Below are 18,898 nucleotides of genomic sequence, written 5' to 3' on the forward strand. Positions count from 1 at the left end.
TCAAATCTCCACGGCGACGGCGGCGCGATTCAGGTCGCTGAGCGACAGATTGCGATCAAACAGCGGTGCCAGGCTCTGGTCATGACTGACAAACAGCAGGCTGGCCCCGGCCTCGCGGCATTCGGCGAACAGCAGGCGAATGAACGCTTCGCGAGAGTCGGCGTCCAGCGCCGAAGTGGGTTCGTCGGCGATCACCAGTTCAGGTTGACCGATAAGCGCACGGGCCGCGGCCACGCGTTGTTGCTGGCCGATGGACAGTGAGTCGGCACGTCGCGTCAGCATCGCCGGGTCTTTCAGGCCCAGGTGGGCGAGCAGGGTGGTGGTCGCTTTTTCGACGCTGCCGTGGCGTTGCTTCGCACGCTCGGCGCGGACGTTGGAAAAGTGGCAGGGCAGCTCGATGTTTTCTCGCACCGACAGAAACGGCAACAAATTGAACTGCTGAAAGATGTAGCCGGTGTGATCGACTCGGAAGCGATCACGTGCTGCCGCCGACAGTGTCGACAGGTCCTGATTCAACAGGCGAATGCTGCCGCTGACAGGTTTTTGCACGCCGCCCAGCAGGCCCAGCAAAGTGGTTTTGCCGCTGCCGCTGGGGCCTTTGAGGAACAGGGTTTCGCCGGTTTGCAGGCGAAATTCAGGGATGTCCAGTAACTGCGGATGGCCTGGCCAGTTGAAGCTCAGGTTCGATAGCTCGATCAGTGCTTGGGTCATGGGCTGACTCACGCTAGGTTGGAAATTAAAAGACCGGGCCAGGCCCGGTCGTTGTACCGCAGAGTGCGATCAGAATTTCAGCGTTGGGTTGGCTGCGATCACTTCTGCGCCCGATTGGCCGCCTGGCGAGATCAGTTGTACCTGAAGCTTCTTGGTGTCGGGAAAGGTTTTGAAGATTTGCGACAGGTCGAGCCTCTTCAGAACGGCCGGTGCGTCACAGACGAACTTGTAGTGACCGTGAATTTCGCTGTGCTCATGATGATCGGCATCGCCGCCCTGAGCGTGCTCATCGTGATCGTCATCCTTGTCGCCGAACAGCGGGCTTTCCAGTTTCACCGAGGTGGCCGAGCAATTGGCGGCATCGGCGATGCTGAACAGCGCGTTGGGCTTGAGTAGCAACTCGCGCGCCTTGGCGACTTTGGCCTTGTCTTCATCCGAAGTTGCAACGTGCTCGAAACCGACGATATTCATGGCCGGGCTGTCGAATTCAAATTCCAGCGTCTTGCCTTCCAGCACCACATCCAGACGTCCTACGCCATGCTCGTGGGCTCCCAGACTGCCGTGTTCATCGCCGTGATCATGGTCATGTACTTCGGCTGCGTGGGCAGCTACGAGTGGCAACAGGGCGAAAGGCAAGGCGAGTAGCAAACGGCGCATAGCGGACTCCGGGGACAATATTGATGAAATTTGTTATGTGATCTTATAACAAGTGCCGGTGGACGTGGACGTGTTTTTGTTCAAGCACTGGACTATCCGGTCTTCATGGACCGTTATTTGGCGGCGTTATCTGGAATACCCTAGCCCGTGCTTATGCTGAAGTAGTCTCAGCCTTTGCGTCATCAGGTCCTACTCTGAAAAATGAAAATCGCTGTACCTGCGCCGGATGCGCCGAGAGGGTTTTCATCGCCAGCCGAGTGTGACATCAGGGAAGATACTCATGAACAAGCTCCATCCGAATAGAGAAATCCTGCGTGCGGTGTACAAGGATCCAACTCGAATTACCGAATTCGCCGACGCTGACATTGTGCTGCACAAAGCCGATCAGGGCGCTGGTGGTGGCTTGTCCATAGCCATTGGCAAGGACGCAGTGCTTTCCCACGAGATCAATCTGATCAGGCGCACACGTCAGACCCTCTACATGGATGTCCACGACATCATTGCCAACGAGCACTATGGCTCGGTGCTGGGAGAGATGCGCGCCAGTTGCGAGGGCCGGAAGATCATCATGCCGTTTTGCGGCCTGTGGCGGTTTCGTGATGGCAAAATTGTCGAGCATTGGGAAAATGTCTATGACGTGCGGGCGCTTGGCAACTTCATGAACGGCAAAGAGCCGGTCATCAGCCAGTGGCGTTACGGTTGATCATGGGCATGCGCGCCAGCCTGTGGGAGCATGTATGCCTGACTGTCAGCAGGTACACATCATGTTGCGTATTCGTGGAACCGTAGGCCAGTGGCCGGTGGATTTGACTCTTGAACTGGACGAAGGCGACTGGGCGCAACTGGGCGCGCAGCTCAAGGCGGCAGCTCCCGACTTATCGGCCGCCGTGGTCGAGAGCAAGCCGCTCAACCAGGACGACAGGCTGTGGCAGGTCGCACAGGAGTTGTTGCAAAAGGCCGGGCAGATGAGTGGGCCGGATCTGCTGGGGCAACTGGAAGGGCTGGCCGGCAGTACCGCGGCAGGCAAGCATTTGCTGGTGCGCCTGCGTCACTCTGCGAACGTGAAGGTCGAGAGCGGCGGGGATGCGCCGCTGTACAGCTGGGTCGACGCGACGTGATCTGACCTGGTTGTTCAGTCACCGGCACCCGCGCGGTGCCGGTGGCAAGCTGGCTTAATACAGCGCGGCGAACAGCTTGCGACGGTATGCGGTCACCAGTGGATGCTCATTGCCCAGCAGGTCGAACACTTGCAGCAGCGTCTTGTGCGGCAGGCCCTCGGCGTAGTTGCGATTGCGAATGAACAGTTTGAGCAAGCCATCCAGCGCGGCTTCGTACTGTTGACGCGACAATTGCTGAATCGCCAGTTGATGCACCGCTTCGTCATCCTGAGGGTTTTGCGCCAGACGACTTTTCAGTTCGGCCACATCCGGCAGGGTGGCCGCTTGTGCCAGGAACGTCAGTTGCGCCTTGGCACCCGCCAGCTCGGCTTTGTGTGCATCACCGGTAACGGCGTCCAGCACTGCCTTTGCCTCGCTCAGTTCGCCACGTTCTGCCAGGCAGCGCGCATACAGAATCAGTGCTGCGGCATTGGTGTTGTCTTCGCCCAACAGCACCTTGAGCAGTGCTTCGGCTTCGGCAAAACGGCTTTCGGCAAACAGCTCTTGCGCTTGCTTGAGTGGATCGGCGGCCGGCGGAGGCGGCATGACGACATGCTGTTCGAGAATCTTGCGGATTTCCGATTCAGGCTGGGCTCCGGCAAAACCATCCACCGGCTGGCCGTCCTTGAACAGCACCACGGTCGGCAGGCTACGAATACCGAAGCGCGCAACAATGTCCTGCTCGATGTCGCAATTGACCTTGGCCAGCAGCAATTCGCCCTGATAACTCTCGGTGATTTGCTGCAGCAGGGGCATCAAGACCTTGCAGGGCGCACACCACTCGGCCCAGAAATCGACCAGTACGGGCTGGTCGAACGATTTGTCGATCACCAGTTGATCAAAGTTCGCGGCGGTTGCGTCGAAGATGTAAGCAGTTTCCTGGCTCATTGCACGTCTCGAAGAATCTGAATGCCGCCAACTATAAAGCCCGCAGGGCAATGCTGAAAGCGGCGTCGGCGGTGGGGCATCGTCCTTGCCCCGCACGCTCAGCGCTATCCACACATCTGCTTTTGATTCTGGCCGAAGGCCGTGGGAGCGAACGTGTTCGCGAAAGGGACGGAAAACTCTCTGGAAATTTATCGTTTGAACGACCTCCTTCGCGAACAAGTTCGCTCCTACAGAGACCGTTTAGCTGAGCGCTCCCGAGCTGTTATTTAGCGCTCACCGCGCCGCATGATACAGACTCACATCCCGAAACTCGTGGGGTTCAGCCAGGTCCGGCAGGGTGTGCGCATGCAGCATCGTCAGGCGCTGGTAAGCAGCGTGCTTGAAGTCGCGCATGCGGGAGTCTGCCACCAGTGCTTCGCGGCCCCGGGACAGAAATTGATCCAGCAGCGGCAGGTTGGCGCGGTCGTACAGCACGTCGGCAACCAGAATCAGATCAAAGCGATCCGCTTCGGCGAAAAAATCCGTCGAGTAGCTTAACTGCACCTGGTTGAGCTCGGCATTGGCCCGGCAGGCAGCCATCGCCAACGGGTCGAGATCACAGGCCACCACTTCAAGTGCCCCGGCCCTCAGCGCGGCAATACCTGCCACGCCCGAACCAGCACCGAAATCCAGTACCCGCTTGCCTTCTACCCAGTGCGGGTTTTCTGCCAGAAAGCGCGCCAGGGCCAGGCCGCTGGCCCAGCAGAAGCTCCAGTACGGTGGCTCTTCCAGAATGCGGCGCGTTTCATCCGGGCTGAAGGCACGGTCCATGTTGGCATCGTCGATCAGCCACAGTTTCAGCTCAGTGCCCGGCAACGTTGTGACAACCAGCCGGGCGTCGCCGAGCAGTTCGCTCAGCGCGTCCTGAAGATGTCGCGGAGCAGTCATGGCGCCTTGACGAATTGCAATTGCCCCAGTGCCTGAGTGGTGGGCTGGTCGATGCGCATCGACGGCAGGTGCAGTATCAATTGCCCCGACTGACTGGCGCGGCCGCGCAGTTCGACACGCCCGCCTACCGGAAAGGCTTCCGGGTTGAAGCGTAACTGGAACGGCAATGACTGGCCGTTGCCCTTCAGCAAAGTGTTGGTCAGCAGCTTCTGTGGACGACCGCGCTCGTCGATCACCAGCATCGCCAGTTCGACCTCGGCCCCGGCAGGTACGCCGAGCAGTTGCCCGCTGAGTTCACGTTGGTACGGTTGCAGCGGGCCGGGCCCGGCAGGCACTTTGATTGCCGGGGCGACGGGCGGTGCCGCAGCCGGTTTTGGCGCGTCATTGCTGCTGCACGCGGCCAGCAAGCCAATGAGGCCGAGTAGAATAACGGGGCGTAACGTCATCAAGAGCTCCACAAGACAAAAATCGAAAGGCTGAGTGACGCCATGCATGCAGTATTACCGAGCGCAGGCAATTTCACATCGCTTTAATGCGCGTCTATATACCGTAAACCCTCAGCCTTGTCTTGCCAGCAGGATGCGCTAACATGGCGCTCCTCATTCTTTCGTTGCCAGCCACCATGCACTGTCCCTTCTGCGGTGCCAATGACACCAAAGTCATCGACTCCCGCCTCGTCGCCGAAGGCGAGCAAGTACGCCGCCGACGCGAGTGTCTGGCCTGCGGCGAGCGCTTCACGACGTTCGAAACTGCCGAGCTGGTTTTGCCGCGTCTGATCAAACAGGATGGCAGTCGTCAGCCTTTCGATGAAGAAAAACTGCGCGCCGGTATGCAACGTGCGCTTGAAAAGCGTCCGGTGAGTGTCGAGCGCCTCGAGGCGGCACTGGTGCACATCAAGCACAAGCTGCGAGCGACCGGCGAGCGCGAAGTCAAATCGCTGGTGGTTGGCGAACTGGTCATGGCCGAGCTGCAGAAGCTCGACGAAGTGGCCTACATCCGCTTCGCCTCGGTGTACCGCCGCTTTCAGGACCTCAACGAATTTCGTGAAGAAATCGACCGTCTGGCCCGCGAGCCGGGTAAGGAATAAGTGCATTGCTGACTGAACAGGCGGCTCTCGACGTTCATTACATGGCGCGTGCGCTGGAGCTGGCACGTAACGGGCTCTACTCCACGCACCCCAACCCGCGCGTCGGCTGTGTCATTGTGCGTGACGGCCAGATCGTCGGTGAGGGCTGGCATGTACGGGCTGGCGAGCCGCATGCCGAAGTGCATGCCCTGCGCCAGGCCGGCGAACTTGCCAGAGGCGCGACCGCCTACGTCACCCTTGAACCGTGCAGCCATCAGGGGCGCACGCCGCCCTGTGCCGATGCGCTGGTCAACGCCGGGCTGGCGCGGGTCGTCGCGGCCATGCAGGACCCCAACCCTGAAGTGTCCGGTCGTGGCCTGTTGCGCCTGATGAATGCCGGTATCGGCGTTCAATGCGGCGTGCTGGAAAGCGAAGCGCGAGCGCTGAACAAAGGCTTTCTCAAACGCATGGAAACCGGACAGCCCTACATACGCGTGAAGATGGCCATGAGCCTGGATGGCCGAACCGCTATGGCCAGCGGCGAAAGCCAGTGGATCACCGGTCCCGAGGCGCGTTCCGCCGTTCAGCGTCTGCGCGCGCAGTCGAGCGTAGTGCTGACCGGAGCCGATACGGTGCTGGCCGACAAGGCCCGCCTCACCGTGCGCCCCGATGAGTTGGGTCTCAATGCAGAATTGACCGCGCTGGCCGCTGCGCGTCCGCCCCTGCGGGTATTGATTGACGGTCGTCTGCGCGTGCCGCTGGACGCGCCGTTCTTCCAGGCGGGCAGTGCGCTGGTCGTGACCTGTGCTGCGGCGTCGGCGCGAGGTCGCTATCAGGAAGAAGGCCACGAAATGCTGGCACTGGCTGACAGCGCCGGTCATGTGGACCTGCGCAAGTTGATGGTCGAACTGGCCACGCGTGGCGTCAATGAAGTGCTGGTCGAAGCCGGTCCGCGGCTGGCGGGTGCCTTTGCGCGCCTCGGGCTGGTCGACGAGTTTCAGATATTCATTGCCGGCAAGTTTCTCGGCTCATCGGCCCGGCCGTTGCTCGACCTGCCGCTGGCGCAGATGAGCGAAGCGCTGGAGCTGAACATCGTGCAAATGCGTGCCGTCGGTAATGACTGGCGAGTCATCGCTCTCCCTGTGCGCGCACCCGGCGTATAATTCCCGGCTTTCGCCTTGCGCGCAGCCCTTGTTCTCCCGGAGGACCCATGTTTACCGGCATTATCGAATCCATCGGCAGCATCCGCGCCCTGACTCCCAAGGGCGGCGACGTCCGCGTTCACGTGGAAACCGGCAAGCTCGACCTGAGCGACGTCAAGCTCGGCGACAGCATTGCCGTCAATGGTGTATGCCTGACCGCCGTCGAATTGCCCGGCGACGGCTTCTGGGCTGACGTCAGTCGTGAAACCCTGACCGTAACCGCCTTCGTCGATCTGAAGAGCGGCAGCCGGGTCAACCTGGAAAAGGCCCTGACTCCGACCACGCGTCTGGGCGGTCATCTGGTCAGCGGCCATGTCGACGGCGTGGGCGAAATTGTTTCCCGTGCCGATAACGCCCGCGCCATTCAGTTTACGGTGCGTGCCCCGCGCGAGCTGGCCAAATACATCGCCCATAAAGGCTCGATCACGGTCGACGGCACCAGCCTGACGGTCAACTCGGTCAATGGTGCCGAGTTCGAACTGACCATCGTGCCGCACACCCTCAGCGAAACCATCATGGCTGACTACCAGCCTGGCCGTAAGGTCAACCTGGAAGTAGACCTGCTGGCACGTTACCTGGAGCGCCTGCTGCTGGGCGACAAGGCCGCCGAGCCTGGCCACGGCACGATCACCGAAAGCTTTCTGGCCGAAAACGGCTACCTCAAATCCTGAATTGATTGAAGGGGGTGCCGCGTGGCGCTCAACACTATCGAAGAACTGGTTGAAGACATTCGCCAGGGCAAGATGGTCATCCTCATGGATGACGAAGACCGTGAGAACGAAGGCGACCTGATCATGGCCGCCGAATGCGTGCAGCCCGAGCACATCAACTTCATGGCGCGTTTCGCCCGTGGCCTGATCTGCATGCCGATGACCCGCGAGCGCTGCGAAACCCTCAAACTTCCGCTGATGGCACCGCGTAATGGCTCCGGCTTCGGCACCAAGTTCACCGTTTCCATTGAAGCCGCGGAAGGTGTGACCACTGGTATCTCCGCAGCTGACAGGGCACGTACCGTTCAGGCTGCCGCCGCAAAAGAAGCCAAAGCCGAAGACATCGTCAGCCCGGGGCACATCTTCCCGCTGATGGCTCAGGCCGGTGGCACTCTGGCTCGCGCCGGTCATACCGAAGCGGCCTGCGACCTGGCGCGCATGGCCGGCTTCGAACCGACGGGGCTGATCTGCGAAGTCATGAACGACGACGGCACCATGTCGCGTCGCGCCGAACTTGAAGAATTTGCCCGGCAACACGACATCAAGATCGGCACCATTGCCGACCTGATTCACTACCGGATGATCCATGAACGTACCGTTCAGCGGATTGCCGAGCAGCCGATGGACAGCGAACTGGGCAGTTTCAACCTGGTGACCTACCGCGATTCGGTCGAGGGAGATGTGCATCTGGCGCTGACCCTGGGCAAGATCTGCGCAGAAGAACCAACCCTCGTACGCGTTCATAACATGGACCCGTTGCGCGACCTGCTGATGGTCAAACAGCCCGGCCGCTGGAGCCTGCGCGCCGCCATGCGAGCGGTTTCCGAGGCTGGCAGTGGCGTTGTGCTGTTGCTCGGTCATCCGCTGGATGGCGATGTGCTGCTGGCTCACATTCGCGAAACGGCAGGGCAGCAACCGATCAAGACGCCGACCACTTACAGCACGGTGGGTGCCGGTTCGCAGATCCTTCGTGACCTCGGCGTGCGCAAAATGCGCCTGATGAGTTCACCGATGAAGTTCAATGCGATATCCGGTTTCGATCTGGAAGTTGTAGAATACGTGCCCTCCGAATAAATACCGGCAGGTCGGGGCGTGCGAAAGACGGTTTTTCGCAGCTTTTGGCCTGACAGTTGCGATTCGTGGCCTAATATCCCTCAAAGTCCGCCCCAAGGCGGGCTTGCTCTTTAATACGAGACTCACCGAATGACCTTGAAGACCATCGAAGGTACCTTCATCGCCCCACAAGGCCGCTACGCCTTGGTAGTGGGCCGTTTCAACAGCTTCGTCGTGGAAAGCCTGGTTAGCGGTGCCGTTGATGCGCTGGTACGCCACGGTGTCAGCGAAAGCGACATCACCATCATCCGTGCGCCGGGTGCGTTCGAAATCCCGCTGGTCGTGCAGAAAGTTGCCCAGCGCAGCGAATTCGCGGCCATCGTCGCACTGGGTGCGGTGATCCGTGGCGGTACTCCGCACTTCGAATACGTTGCAGGTGAGTGCGTCAAAGGCTTGTCTCAGGTGTCCATGGAGTTCGGCGTTCCGGTCGCTTTCGGCGTACTGACCGTCGACTCCATCGAGCAGGCCATCGAGCGTTCCGGCACCAAGGCCGGTAACAAGGGCGCTGAAGCTGCTCTGTCCGCCATTGAAATGGTAAGCCTGCTGTCGCAGCTGGAGGCCAAGTGATTTCCGACGATACCGACCAGTTCAACCCGCGCGACGCCAAATCGCCGGAAGCTGCCAAGGGCAAAAGTGCCAAACGTCGCGAAGCGCGGCAGATGGCTACTCAGGCCCTTTATCAGTGGCACATGGCTGGCCATGCGTTGAACGAGATCGAAGCACAGTTTCGTGTCGACAACGATTTCAGCAATGTCGACGGCGCCTACTTCCGTGAACTGCTGCACGGTGTGGCCACCAACAAGACCGAGATCGACACCGCGCTCTCGCCTTGCCTCGACCTGACCATCGAAGAACTCGACCCGGTTGAACTGGCCGTCCTGCGCCTGTCCACCTTCGAGCTGCTCAAGCGCATCGACGTGCCTTACCGCGTTGTGATCAACGAAGGCATCGAGCTGGCCAAGGTCTACGGCTCTACTGACGGTCACAAGTTCGTCAATGGCGTGCTGGACAAGCTGGCGCCGCGCCTGCGTGAAGTCGAAGTGAAGGCCCACAAGCGCTGATTCGCGCCTGACCTTTATGGGAGAGTTCGAGCTGATCCGCAATTACTTCGCCGCCGCGCCCTGTGCGCAGGTGGGCGAGGAAGTTGCCCTGGGGATCGGCGACGACTGCGCGCTGCTGGCGTTAGCGCCCGGCGAGCAGTTGGCGATCTCGACCGATACCCTGGTTGCCGGGGTGCATTTTCCTGACGTCTGTGACCCCTTTCTGCTTGGCCAGCGAGCGCTGGCGGTATCTGCCAGTGATCTGGCGGCCATGGGCGCTCGTCCTGTCGCGTTTACCCTTGCCTTGACCCTCCCGCAGGTCGATGCCGACTGGCTGCAGGCATTTGCTCGCGGCCTCAATCACATGGCGCAGGGCTGTTCGCTGCGTTTGATCGGCGGCGATACCACACGCGGGCCCCTGAGCCTGACGCTAACGGTGTTCGGCGCTGTTCCAGCCGGCTCGGCCCTGACGCGCAGCGGCGCTTGCGCGGGCGACTTGCTCTGCGTTGGCGGCGCGCTGGGTGATGGCGCAGGTGCGTTGCCGCTGGTCTTGAAGCAACGCAGCACCGAGGCTTCGATTGCCGAGGCGTTGCTGGCCAGCTACTGGTCGCCGCAACCTCAACTGGCGCTGGGGCAGGCATTGCGGGGCAGGGCGACGTCGGCGCTGGACATCTCCGATGGGCTGCTGGCTGATTGCGGACACATTGCCCGTGCATCAGGCGTCCGGCTGGTCGTCGAGCGTGACAGGCTGCCGATGTCTGATCAGTTGCTGACGTTGTTCGATCTGCCGTCTGCCCGGCAGGCTGCGCTTAGCGGTGGCGACGATTACATCCTGGCTTTCACGCTGCCGTCCGGGCACCTTGCCCGTTTGCTGGATGAAGGCTGGCCGGTGCACGTTGTTGGCCGGGTAGAGAAGGGCCAAGGTGTCGTTGTTGTCGACGGCGCAGGGCTGGATGTCACGCCCGATACGCGTGGCTACCAGCATTTCGGCAGCGCGCAGTGAAGCGATGCACTGCGTCTATCTATCGAACTTTATGATCTAAATGCCCGAGAATTCAGCCTGAGCGTCCGCAGGAACCTGCTGTTACAATGCGAATCTTGCGAATTTCCAGTCTTCATACTGATCAGGAGCACACGGTGCCCGTCGTATTTGTCGCCGCTTCCAAACTGCCCACCCCCTTTGCAGAGTTTGCCATGCACGGCTTTATCGAGTCGGCAACCGGCCGTGAACATGTCGTCCTGAGTCTGGGCGATGTGGCGGACGGTGCGCCGGTTCTTGGCCGCGTGCATTCCGAATGCCTGACAGGCGACGCCCTGTTCAGTCAGCGTTGCGATTGCGGTTCACAACTTGAAGCCGCCCTGCGCGCCATTGCTACCGAAGGGCGCGGCGTATTGCTGTATCTGCGTCAGGAAGGGCGCGGTATCGGCCTGATGAACAAGATCCGCGCCTACGAGCTGCAGGATGGCGGCGCTGACACAGTAGAGGCCAATGAGCGTCTGGGCTTTGCTGCCGACCAGCGCGATTACGCGATCTGCCTGCCGATGCTTCAGCACCTGGGCGTTCAATCGTTGCGTCTGATGACCAATAACCCGCGCAAGGTCAAAGCCTTGACCGACATGGGCATCACGGTCGCCGAGCGTGTGCCGTTGCACACCGGACAAAACCCGCACAACCGCCTTTATCTGGCGACCAAGGCGGGCAAGTTGGGACACATGATGGGTAACGAGCATCAAAGCGAGGTCGGCCCCGCGTGACACGCAGCGAGGTGCGCCAAAAGCTGGAAATGGCGTGGTGGCGTCAACTGGGTCTGACCCTGGCGCCATTGCTGGTGGTCTGTGTGTTTTTCGGTGCCAGCGAGCCGCTCATTCCTGTGTTGGCGATACCGCTGTTCATTGCCGGGGTAGGCTCGATGTTCGTCAGCCTGAAGCCGTTCGGGGCTTACAAGCGAGCGTTAACGGCTACCCAGGCTGCACTCGACACGCCGGAAGAGCCGGCAGCATGGCTCAAACTCGCTGCTGTCCGCCGTCTGGCCTTTCTCGCTGCCGGGCTGCCCGCCTGGATCGCCGCCATCGCAGTGCTGTTCGGCTTGCACCCTTTGCCGGTCTGCCTGCTGGCGTTTGCCAGCGCAGTGCTGCTCTACCTGTACCGCATTCCTGCGCTTTCCCGCTGATCGACCCTGGCTGATTTTTCCAGACGAAGTGGGTACGACCAGCCGGAAATCCGATCAGCCCGCCAGCAGCCACACACCCGTTGCCGCAGAAGCTGCACCTGCGATGCGCACCAGCGGTGCTGCCGCCTGAGGCAATACGCGAACCACGGCATAACCTGCCGCGTGCAAGGCTGCAGTCGCTGCCACGAAGCCTGCTGCGTAAGCCCATGGGCTGGACATGTCCGGAAGCTCAAGGCCATGCGCCACACCGTGGAACAACGCAAACAGTGCTGTCGCGGCAACGGCCAGTGCCAAGGGCGGACGCACCGCCAGTGCCACAGCCAGACCCAGCGCCAGTACCGACGCGGCAATGCCGCTTTCCAGTGCTGGCAGGTTCAGACCTTCAAAGCCCAGCACGCCGCCGATCAGCATGGTGCCGACGAAAGTGCAGGGCAGCGCCCAGCGTGCGGAACCTTGCTGTTGTGCGGCCCACAAGCCGACGGCAAGCATTGCCAGCAAATGATCCAGACCGCCAATCGGGTGGCTGATACCCGCTATCAGACCGTTATCGCCATGACCGGGGTGGGCCAGCGCCAGGGTCGGGATCAGCAGCAGCGCGAGGGCGCCAAGGGCTTTTTTGTAGTTCATCGACGGGTTCCTTTTGGTTGTGAATTCAGGCGGCTGCAGTGAGCAGACCCTGGCGTTCAATGAAGGCAATGATCTGCTCCAGACCCTGACCGGTTTTCTGGTTGCTGAACACGAACGGCTTTTCGCCACGCATCCTGCGCGTGTCGCTGTCCATCATTTCCAGTGACGCGCCCACCAGCGGTGCGAGGTCTATCTTGTTGATCACCAGCAGATCGGACTTGCAGATACCCGGGCCACCTTTGCGAGGCAGTTTGTCGCCTGCCGATACGTCGATCACATAAATCGTCAGGTCGGAAAGCTCCGGGCTGAACGTTGCGGAAAGGTTATCGCCACCGGATTCGACAATGATCAGGTCCAGGCCCTCAAAGCGGCGATTGAGCTGGTCAACCGCCTCCAGGTTGATCGAAGCGTCTTCACGAATGGCGGTGTGCGGGCAGCCACCGGTTTCAACACCGATGATGCGCTCAGGGGCCAGTGCCTCGTTGCGCACCAGAAAGTCAGCGTCTTCGCGGGTATAGATATCGTTGGTCACGACCGCCAGGTTATAGCGGTCGCGCAATGCCAGGCACAGCGCCAGAGTCAGAGCTGTCTTGCCGGACCCTACCGGGCCACCGATGCCGACGCGCAGAGGTTGGCTGTTCATTGAGTTCTCCATAAAGACTGATCAGGACCGGAATAACCGGCTGTATTGACGTTCATGCGCCATGCTCGCCAAGGACAGGCCGAAGGCCGCGCTGCCAGCATGGTGGGTATCTTGTCGGGTGGCATTGACCTGCGCTTGCTGCAGTAACGGCAACAGCTCGCTGGTCAGGCGTTGCGCAGCTTGCTGGCCGAGTGGCAGGGTTTTCATCAGCACGGCCAACTGGTTTTCCAGCCAGCTCCACAGCCATGCGGCCAGTGCGTCTTGCGGGCTGATCTGCCAGGCACGTGCGGCCAGCGCCCAGCCCAGGGCCAGATGCGGCTCTGCAGTCTGTTCAAGAAAGTGGCGTGCATCGCGATCCAGCTCAGGCAGGCCATTGAGCAATTGTTGCAAGGAATAACCCATCTGCCGGCTTTCCTGATGCAGCTCGCGCGTTTCACGGCTGGCGCGGTGTTGCTCGCTGACTTGCAGCAGTTGGCCCCAGTCACCGGCCGACGCTGCTTCACAGTGGGCCAGCAGCAAGGGGGCCTCGAAACGGGCGAGATTGAGCAACAGCTGATCGCTGATCCAGCGCCCTGCAGTCTGCGGGTCTACCACGATGGATTGCTCCACGGCCATTTCCAGCCCTTGTGAATAGCTGTAGCCACCAATCGGCAGCTGCGGGCTGGCCAGACGCAAAAGCGCCCAGGCGCTGTTCACTTGCGCACGCCGAACTGGTGCATGCGCGGCGGATAGTTGAAATCCTCTTCGCCTGCACGCGAGTGGTGATGCCCGCCGCCATAGGCACCATGTTCCGGCTGGAACGGCGCTTCGATGGTTTCGACGGTGGCACCGAGCTGATCGAGCATGGCCTTGAGCACGTAGTCATCGAGCAGGCGCAGCCAGCCGTCGCCGACTTGCAGGGCTACGTGACGATTGCCGAGATGATAGGCCGCGCGGGTCAGTTCGAAGGTACTGCTGCAAGTAACGTGCATCAGCTTTTCCGGGCGTGCGCAGACACGCACCACGCGGCCATCTTCGGCCTTTAGAAACTCGCCATCGCGTAGGGGCGATTGACCGCGTTGCAGAAACAGGCCCACGTCTTCGTTTTCCGCACTGAAGCAGCGCAGGCGACTCTTGCTGCGTGCCTCGAAATTCAAATGCAACTCGGCGGCCCATTCGGCCTGAGGTTCGATTCGGTTGTGAATCACCAGCATTAGATAGCTTCCAGCCAATTGCGATGCTTCAAATCAGAGCAAGGGGCTTGCCAACAGGGCAGGCTGTAGGAAATTGCTGGCGGAAGTGGCTGACTTTTAATTGTGCACGGCCTTGTCGTGCTCATTTATGATGCGCAACCAAAAAAGCGACCTGTTTTGGTGCTATCACTGACTTCAACTGACGCTCAATCGTGACTGCCGAGCCCACGCCAGTGCCGTGCGCCGATAAAGATGAAGCGCAGTTGCTGGGTAATCTTGGCCTGAGGTGTCAGGTGCGGTGCAAGCGAAGCGGGTGGAGGGTCGATCAGTTCCGGCAGCATGGCGAACACGCTTTTGACCACAAGGTCGGCGATGATCGACAGCGCGTCAGCGTTCAGGTGCTGCCATTTGGGCATTTTTGCCAGGTCGGCCGTCAGGTCGGCGCTGATGCCCTCGCGCAGAGCCCCCAGAGCCTGACGCACTTTAAGAGAGCCGCCATACTGTTCACGGGCCAGAAAAAGAAACTGCGAGCGATTGGCCGAAACACGCTCTAGAAATATCTTAACTGACGCGCGAATCAGCCCGCCCATGGCGAATTCGTTGTGGCGTACCAGCCGGATGGTTTCGCGGAAGGTCTGGCCGACCTCACTTACCAGCGCCAGGCCCAGCTGGTCCATGTCTTCGAAGTGACGATAAAACCCGGTCGGCACGATGCCCGCCGTGCGTGCCACTTCCCGCAGGCTAAGGCTGCCGAAGCCGCGCCCGCTTTCCATCAACTGATGGGCAGCGTCAAGCAAGGCTCTTCGGGTCTGTTGTTTCTGTTCGGCGCGGGGCAGCATGGCTCAAACGATTCTTGGATTAGGCTGGACTGCACTTTAGCAAATGCGCTTTACCTGCGTCGAAAGGGTTTTCATTCAAACTCTTTTACGTGCGCTGCAGCGCGGGTGCTGGCCTTTGGTGCGATTTCGTATTCAAATCAAACCCTCGGCGCGTTTGTCAGTCGAACATTCATGTCGTATTCAGCGCGCCAGGGTTGGGGCGCTGTTTTCTGGAGAGTCACGCATGACGCGCAGCCGCAAGATTTTCGCCTGGACAGGTGCCACGTTGTTGGTGGTGCTGGCCATACTGGTCATTGTGCTTGTCACGTTCGACTGGAACCGCATCAAACCTACCCTCAATGAGAAAGTCAGCGAAGCGCTGCATCGCCCGTTCGCCATCAATGGTGACCTGGATGTGCGCTGGACGCGCGAGCCCGAGCTCGGTGGCTGGCGTGCCTGGGTGCCGTCGCCGCACTTCGTGGCCGATGACCTGACACTGGGTAATCCCGAGTGGTCGAAAACTCCGCAGATGGTCACTCTCAAGCACGTTGAGTTTCGTCTTTCGCTGTTGCCGCTGCTGGCTCAGCAAGTGGCCATCCCGCGTATCGATTTGACCGGTCCAGAGGCAAAGCTTGAGCGGCTGGCCGATGGTCGCGCCAACTGGGTGTTCGACCTGCCCAAATCCGACCCGAACGCTGAACCTTCCAAATGGGTGGTGGATATCGGGGCCATCAAGTTCGACAAGGGGCTGGTGAGTTTCAATGACCAGACACTGAATGCCAATCTGGATGTGGTGATCGACCTGCTCGGCAAGCCGATCCCGTTCAGCGAAATCGTTGGCAGCAAGGAAGCGCAAAAGGCCCAGGAAAAGGGCGCAGTACCTCAGGACTACGCGTTTGGTCTGGCTGTAACAGGCCAGTACCACGGTCAGAAGCTGAGCGGCACCGGCAAGGTGGGTGGCCTTCTCGCACTCAAGGATGCCAGTCAGCCTTTCCCGGTGCAGGCCGATGTGAAGGTCGGTGATACCCACGCGGTCATCGCCGGGACCCTGACCGACCCACAGAACCTGGGTGCGCTGGATCTGCGCCTCAAACTTTCCGGCGCGAGCCTGAGCAATCTGTACCCGCTGACCGGCGTGACCCTGCCGGACTCTCCGGCTTACTCCACCGATGGCCGCCTGATCGCCAAACTGCATGACCCGGCAGGAGCCAACTTTCGTTACGAAGGCTTCAACGGCAAGATCGGCAACAGCGATATCCACGGCGATCTGGGTTACGTAGCCAGCCAGCCACGGCCGAAGCTGAGCGGCGTGCTGGTGTCCAATCAGTTGTTGTTCAGCGACCTCGCGCCACTGATCGGTGCGGACTCAAATGCCGCTCAGAAAAAGCGCGGTGGCGAGAGCAAGCAGCCATCGGGCAAAGTCCTGCCCGTAGAAGAATTTCAGACCGACCGCTGGCGAGCGATGGATGCCGACGTGGAGTTCACCGGCAAGCGCATTGTGCAAAGCCCGGACTTACCGTTCACCGACCTGTATACCCATCTGATTCTCAACGATGGTCAATTGAGCCTGGAGCCGCTGCGCTTTGGAGTGGCAGGCGGCAAGCTGGATGCGGATATCCGCCTCGACGGCCGCAACAAGCCGTTGCAGGGCAGGGCGAAGCTGTCGGCGCGCAACTTCAAGCTCAAGCAGCTGTTCCCGACCTTTGAACCGATGAAAACCAGCTTCGGTGAGCTGAATGGCGATGCCGACATCAGTGGCCGAGGCAACTCGATTGCCGCTTTGCTCGGCACCGCCAACGGTGAAATGAAAATGCTGGTCAACGACGGCGCGATCAGCCGTGGCCTGATGGAAATTGCCGGGCTCAACGTGGGCAACTACGTGGTGGGCAAGCTGTTTGGCGACAAGGACGTGAAGATCAATTGCGCGGCTTCTGACTTCGGCATCAAGGACGGCTTGGCGACCAGTCGGCTGTTCGTCTTCGATACCGAGAACGCCATCATCTACATCAATGGCACCGCAAACATGAAGACCGAGCAACTGGACCTGCAGATCAACCCGGAATCCAAGGGCTTCCGCGTGTTCTCGTTACGCTCGCCACTGTACGTCAACGGCCCGTTCGCCAAGCCCAATGCAGGCGTGCAGTCCGGCCCGTTACTGCTGCGCGGCGCCGGTATGGTTCTGCTCGGTGCAACCGTAGGCCCGGTGGCCGGTCTGCTGGCGCTGGTCGCGACAGGCGATAGCGCACCGAACCAATGCGGCCCGCTGCTGGAGCAGATGCGCACCGGCAAGGCGCCGAAGACGGTGAAGTGATTGCACACTCAAGGATCAGCGGTGCGATGCAGATCTGTGACGCAGAGCGTCACGCAATGCATTCCGACGCTGGAGCGAGCGGAACGATAATCTCAACTATCGTGCGACGCTCCGCGTCGCATGCCGCTCTGGACGCTCCGCGTCCGGTCTTGATGTACGGTGCGATGCAGGCTTGTGACGCAGAGCGTCACGATCGGCATGCAAAGGGAGCACAGGGAACGATAGTCGTGCGTCGAACACGCATTCCAGTTGTCCACAAAAAAAGCCAGGACACAGGTCCTGGCTTTTCACTTGTGGCCGCTTGTTACAGGCCTTCGAGGATGTCCGACATGTCGTCGGCGTGCTCTTCTTCCTGAGCAAGAATCTCTTCAAAGATGCGGCGGGTGGTCGGATCGCTGTCACCGATGTACTGAATGATCTCGCGATAGCTGTCGACCGCGATGCGCTCGGCAACCAGATCTTCGTACACCATTTCCTTCAGCGTGTTGCCCGCAACGTATTGTGCGTGGGAGTTCTTCGACAGCAGGTCCGGGTTGAATTCCGGCTCGCCGCCCAGCTGCACGATGCGCTCGGCCAGCTTGTCGGCGTGCTGTGCTTCCTGTTCAGCGTGCTCCAGAAACTCGGCTGCCGCCACGCTCGCCTTGAGGCCGGACGCCATGTAGTAGTGGCGTTTGTAGCGCAGCACACAGACCAGCTCGGTCGCCAGCGACTCATTGAGCAGGCGCAGCACGGTTTCGCGGTCAGCGCTGTAACCTTCAGTCACAGCACCATTTTCAACGTTCTGGCGCGCACGCTGGCGCAGAGTATTTACATCGGAAAGCTGTGATTGCGGTGCAGAAATCATCATTTATCTCCAGGGTTCATCAGGTTTTGCTGTCCCGCTCTGTATGGTGCCCGGCAGGATCAGCAAAGGTTGTGAGTGCTGGAGGAGGGGAAAAGTTTTATCGGATTTTCGCCGGTGCGGACGGTTGTGACTGAATGTAAAAATATAAGAAACGAGTGCAGAACGCTGCGGTCCCAACCATGAGACCCAAATAAATCGTGGAGATACACAATGCTTAAGTTTCTGGGAAGCACCGTCGGCATCATCTTTCTGATCGGCCTGGTCGTGGTTATTGCCCTGTTCAAGCTGGTTTTCTAAGCGTCAACCTGCTGGTGGGCCTGATACTGCGCTCTGGAGGGTTCTCTGGGGCGTGGTGTACCTTCTAACCTGGGGAATGTGCTGTGATTCGTCGGGTAATTTAGGCAAATCACCACCGTCTACCCTGCGCCCGGACCTGCTTGGGTGCGCGTCATTATCATCTTTCAAGCGCGGGGAATCACAAACTGCGTGAGCCAGATCAATGCCATAAGCACCACGATCTGCGCTGTCCAGGGGATGAACAGCAGGTACTTCATGTTTTTAGGAAAGCTTCTGGATTCCTTTATATCCATAAGGCCTCGTTTCTTACCCAAGCCGGGAAAAATCAAAAACAGATACATCATCCCGCATCGCACCATTTTTCCAGGCATGCCTGCGTCGCCGTACGTGGATTTGTTGTCTGTGATGAGCTTGCAGTTGGGTAAGTGGGATTCGAAAATGTGCGTGTAATTATGTGCTACGTAGGCTGACGCGAGAATAATGATGAACAAGGCAGCGTACAAAAAAATCCCAATCAGGCCCGGCTCGATACTGGTCAAGTTCT

General features: G+C 59.9%; 24 protein-coding genes. 12 read left to right on the plus strand and 12 right to left on the minus strand.

The features are described from left to right. Positions 1–711 (minus strand): ABC transporter ATP-binding protein, encoded by a 711-nt coding sequence (locus tag RYB66_RS10665; protein ID WP_004655859.1) that lies wholly within the window; start codon positions 709–711, stop codon positions 1–3. 69 nt (positions 712–780) lie between these two features. Further along, a complete protein-coding gene (locus tag RYB66_RS10670) occupies positions 781–1,368 on the minus strand; it encodes a DUF2796 domain-containing protein (RefSeq protein ID WP_005753216.1) in 588 nt (195 codons plus the stop codon). Between the two features lie 280 nt (positions 1,369–1,648). On the opposite strand from RYB66_RS10670, the gene RYB66_RS10675 reads away from it, so the two are divergent. Further along, the gene (locus RYB66_RS10675) at positions 1,649–2,071 is read left to right on the plus strand and encodes a nuclear transport factor 2 family protein (protein ID WP_004655855.1); all 423 of its coding nucleotides are present in this window, start codon (positions 1,649–1,651) and stop codon (positions 2,069–2,071) included. Positions 2,072–2,132: 61 nt separating this feature from the next. Next, positions 2,133–2,486: a hypothetical protein gene (locus RYB66_RS10680; RefSeq protein WP_004655852.1), complete on the plus strand. Its 354-nt coding sequence runs from the start codon at positions 2,133–2,135 to the stop codon at positions 2,484–2,486. A 54-nt stretch (positions 2,487–2,540) separates the two neighbouring features. On the opposite strand, the gene trxA is transcribed toward RYB66_RS10680, so the two are convergent. From trxA to RYB66_RS10695, 3 genes are all read right to left on the minus strand, one after another. Then, entirely contained in the window at positions 2,541–3,413 is an 873-nt protein-coding gene (gene trxA / locus RYB66_RS10685) for a thioredoxin (RefSeq protein ID WP_002555434.1), read from the minus strand. Positions 3,414–3,686: 273 nt separating this feature from the next. Next, a complete protein-coding gene (locus tag RYB66_RS10690) occupies positions 3,687–4,340 on the minus strand; it encodes a class I SAM-dependent methyltransferase (protein WP_316894368.1) in 654 nt (217 codons plus the stop codon). After that, complete coding sequence (locus RYB66_RS10695; protein WP_002555432.1) at positions 4,337–4,786, minus strand: hypothetical protein; 450 nt, start codon at positions 4,784–4,786, stop codon at positions 4,337–4,339. The genes RYB66_RS10690 and RYB66_RS10695 overlap by 4 nt, the downstream gene beginning before the upstream one ends. Before the next feature lie 176 nt (positions 4,787–4,962). Between RYB66_RS10695 and nrdR the strand changes: the two genes are divergently transcribed. The 9 genes from nrdR to RYB66_RS10740 all read left to right on the plus strand — a co-directional run bounded on the left by nrdR (position 4,963) and on the right by RYB66_RS10740 (position 11,642). Beyond that, positions 4,963–5,427 (plus strand): transcriptional regulator NrdR, encoded by a 465-nt coding sequence (gene nrdR / locus RYB66_RS10700; protein ID WP_002555431.1) that lies wholly within the window; start codon positions 4,963–4,965, stop codon positions 5,425–5,427. A 41-nt stretch (positions 5,428–5,468) separates the two neighbouring features. Then, positions 5,469–6,569, plus strand: coding sequence for a bifunctional diaminohydroxyphosphoribosylaminopyrimidine deaminase/5-amino-6-(5-phosphoribosylamino)uracil reductase RibD (gene ribD, locus RYB66_RS10705; RefSeq protein ID WP_187126175.1), 1,101 nt, complete (start codon positions 5,469–5,471; stop codon positions 6,567–6,569). Positions 6,570–6,616: 47 nt separating this feature from the next. Continuing rightward, a complete protein-coding gene (locus tag RYB66_RS10710) occupies positions 6,617–7,279 on the plus strand; it encodes a riboflavin synthase (RefSeq protein ID WP_002555429.1) in 663 nt (220 codons plus the stop codon). Between the two features lie 21 nt (positions 7,280–7,300). Then, positions 7,301–8,392: a bifunctional 3,4-dihydroxy-2-butanone-4-phosphate synthase/GTP cyclohydrolase II gene (ribBA, locus tag RYB66_RS10715; RefSeq protein ID WP_005745957.1), complete on the plus strand. Its 1,092-nt coding sequence runs from the start codon at positions 7,301–7,303 to the stop codon at positions 8,390–8,392. Positions 8,393–8,521: 129 nt separating this feature from the next. Next, the gene (gene ribE / locus RYB66_RS10720; RefSeq protein ID WP_002555427.1) at positions 8,522–8,998 is read left to right on the plus strand and encodes a 6,7-dimethyl-8-ribityllumazine synthase; all 477 of its coding nucleotides are present in this window, start codon (positions 8,522–8,524) and stop codon (positions 8,996–8,998) included. Beyond that, entirely contained in the window at positions 8,995–9,492 is a 498-nt protein-coding gene (gene nusB / locus RYB66_RS10725; RefSeq protein ID WP_002555426.1) for a transcription antitermination factor NusB, read from the plus strand. The genes ribE and nusB overlap by 4 nt, the downstream gene beginning before the upstream one ends. 16 nt (positions 9,493–9,508) lie before the next feature. Further along, positions 9,509–10,474 (plus strand): thiamine-phosphate kinase, encoded by a 966-nt coding sequence (thiL, locus tag RYB66_RS10730; RefSeq protein WP_316894370.1) that lies wholly within the window; start codon positions 9,509–9,511, stop codon positions 10,472–10,474. Positions 10,475–10,608: 134 nt separating this feature from the next. Further along, positions 10,609–11,226: a GTP cyclohydrolase II gene (gene ribA, locus RYB66_RS10735; RefSeq protein ID WP_004655834.1), complete on the plus strand. Its 618-nt coding sequence runs from the start codon at positions 10,609–10,611 to the stop codon at positions 11,224–11,226. Beyond that, the gene (locus tag RYB66_RS10740) at positions 11,223–11,642 is read left to right on the plus strand and encodes a hypothetical protein (RefSeq protein WP_005745954.1); all 420 of its coding nucleotides are present in this window, start codon (positions 11,223–11,225) and stop codon (positions 11,640–11,642) included. The genes ribA and RYB66_RS10740 overlap by 4 nt, the downstream gene beginning before the upstream one ends. A gap of 54 nt (positions 11,643–11,696) precedes the next feature. Here the strand turns inward: RYB66_RS10740 and RYB66_RS10745 are convergent, their stop codons facing one another. The 5 genes from RYB66_RS10745 to RYB66_RS10765 form a co-directional block, all read right to left on the minus strand. Beyond that, on the minus strand, positions 11,697–12,269 hold the full coding sequence (locus RYB66_RS10745; protein ID WP_002555422.1) for a HupE/UreJ family protein: 573 nt from the start codon (positions 12,267–12,269) through the stop codon (positions 11,697–11,699). Positions 12,270–12,294: 25 nt separating this feature from the next. After that, entirely contained in the window at positions 12,295–12,912 is a 618-nt protein-coding gene (gene ureG, locus RYB66_RS10750) for an urease accessory protein UreG (RefSeq protein ID WP_003368915.1), read from the minus strand. A 21-nt stretch (positions 12,913–12,933) separates the two neighbouring features. After that, entirely contained in the window at positions 12,934–13,608 is a 675-nt protein-coding gene (locus RYB66_RS10755; protein WP_002555420.1) for an urease accessory protein UreF, read from the minus strand. Then, a complete protein-coding gene (ureE, locus tag RYB66_RS10760) occupies positions 13,605–14,105 on the minus strand; it encodes an urease accessory protein UreE (RefSeq protein WP_004655826.1) in 501 nt (166 codons plus the stop codon). Before ureE ends, RYB66_RS10755 begins: the two co-directional genes overlap by 4 nt. A 185-nt stretch (positions 14,106–14,290) precedes the next feature. Then, a complete protein-coding gene (locus RYB66_RS10765) occupies positions 14,291–14,923 on the minus strand; it encodes a TetR family transcriptional regulator (protein ID WP_005782057.1) in 633 nt (210 codons plus the stop codon). A 223-nt stretch (positions 14,924–15,146) separates the two neighbouring features. Here RYB66_RS10765 and RYB66_RS10770 point away from each other — a divergent pair, with 223 nt between their 5' ends. Next, the gene (locus RYB66_RS10770; protein ID WP_016982345.1) at positions 15,147–17,213 is read left to right on the plus strand and encodes an AsmA family protein; all 2,067 of its coding nucleotides are present in this window, start codon (positions 15,147–15,149) and stop codon (positions 17,211–17,213) included. Positions 17,214–17,517: 304 nt separating this feature from the next. Here RYB66_RS10770 and RYB66_RS10775 read toward each other — a convergent pair whose 3' ends face one another. Beyond that, on the minus strand, positions 17,518–18,057 hold the full coding sequence (locus RYB66_RS10775; RefSeq protein WP_004655820.1) for a bacterioferritin: 540 nt from the start codon (positions 18,055–18,057) through the stop codon (positions 17,518–17,520). Between the two features lie 461 nt (positions 18,058–18,518). Continuing rightward, positions 18,519–18,893: a hypothetical protein gene (locus tag RYB66_RS10780; RefSeq protein WP_016982346.1), complete on the minus strand. Its 375-nt coding sequence runs from the start codon at positions 18,891–18,893 to the stop codon at positions 18,519–18,521. Positions 18,894–18,898: the final 5 nt, after the last annotated feature.

Source organism: Pseudomonas syringae group sp. 243L2 (assembly GCF_032587875.1).
In the GTDB taxonomy this organism is placed as follows: domain Bacteria; phylum Pseudomonadota; class Gammaproteobacteria; order Pseudomonadales; family Pseudomonadaceae; genus Aquipseudomonas; species Aquipseudomonas amygdali.

Excerpts from the sequence above, each read along its gene's own strand:
- RYB66_RS10665 (WP_004655859.1), bottom strand. The coding sequence starts at position 711 with ATGACCCAAGCACTGATCGAGCTATCGAACCTGAGCTTCAACTGGCCA.
- RYB66_RS10670 (WP_005753216.1), bottom strand. The coding sequence starts at position 1,368 with ATGCGCCGTTTGCTACTCGCCTTGCCTTTCGCCCTGTTGCCACTCGTA.
- RYB66_RS10675 (WP_004655855.1), top strand. The coding sequence starts at position 1,649 with ATGAACAAGCTCCATCCGAATAGAGAAATCCTGCGTGCGGTGTACAAG.
- RYB66_RS10680 (WP_004655852.1), top strand. The coding sequence starts at position 2,133 with ATGTTGCGTATTCGTGGAACCGTAGGCCAGTGGCCGGTGGATTTGACT.
- trxA (WP_002555434.1), bottom strand. The coding sequence starts at position 3,413 with ATGAGCCAGGAAACTGCTTACATCTTCGACGCAACCGCCGCGAACTTT.
- RYB66_RS10690 (WP_316894368.1), bottom strand. The coding sequence starts at position 4,340 with ATGACTGCTCCGCGACATCTTCAGGACGCGCTGAGCGAACTGCTCGGC.
- RYB66_RS10695 (WP_002555432.1), bottom strand. The coding sequence starts at position 4,786 with ATGACGTTACGCCCCGTTATTCTACTCGGCCTCATTGGCTTGCTGGCC.
- nrdR (WP_002555431.1), top strand. The coding sequence starts at position 4,963 with ATGCACTGTCCCTTCTGCGGTGCCAATGACACCAAAGTCATCGACTCC.
- ribD (WP_187126175.1), top strand. The coding sequence starts at position 5,469 with ATGGCGCGTGCGCTGGAGCTGGCACGTAACGGGCTCTACTCCACGCAC.
- RYB66_RS10710 (WP_002555429.1), top strand. The coding sequence starts at position 6,617 with ATGTTTACCGGCATTATCGAATCCATCGGCAGCATCCGCGCCCTGACT.
- ribE (WP_002555427.1), top strand. The coding sequence starts at position 8,522 with ATGACCTTGAAGACCATCGAAGGTACCTTCATCGCCCCACAAGGCCGC.
- thiL (WP_316894370.1), top strand. The coding sequence starts at position 9,509 with ATGGGAGAGTTCGAGCTGATCCGCAATTACTTCGCCGCCGCGCCCTGT.
- RYB66_RS10745 (WP_002555422.1), bottom strand. The coding sequence starts at position 12,269 with ATGAACTACAAAAAAGCCCTTGGCGCCCTCGCGCTGCTGCTGATCCCG.
- ureG (WP_003368915.1), bottom strand. The coding sequence starts at position 12,912 with ATGAACAGCCAACCTCTGCGCGTCGGCATCGGTGGCCCGGTAGGGTCC.
- ureE (WP_004655826.1), bottom strand. The coding sequence starts at position 14,105 with ATGCTGGTGATTCACAACCGAATCGAACCTCAGGCCGAATGGGCCGCC.
- RYB66_RS10765 (WP_005782057.1), bottom strand. The coding sequence starts at position 14,923 with ATGCTGCCCCGCGCCGAACAGAAACAACAGACCCGAAGAGCCTTGCTT.
- RYB66_RS10770 (WP_016982345.1), top strand. The coding sequence starts at position 15,147 with ATGACGCGCAGCCGCAAGATTTTCGCCTGGACAGGTGCCACGTTGTTG.
- RYB66_RS10775 (WP_004655820.1), bottom strand. The coding sequence starts at position 18,057 with ATGATTTCTGCACCGCAATCACAGCTTTCCGATGTAAATACTCTGCGC.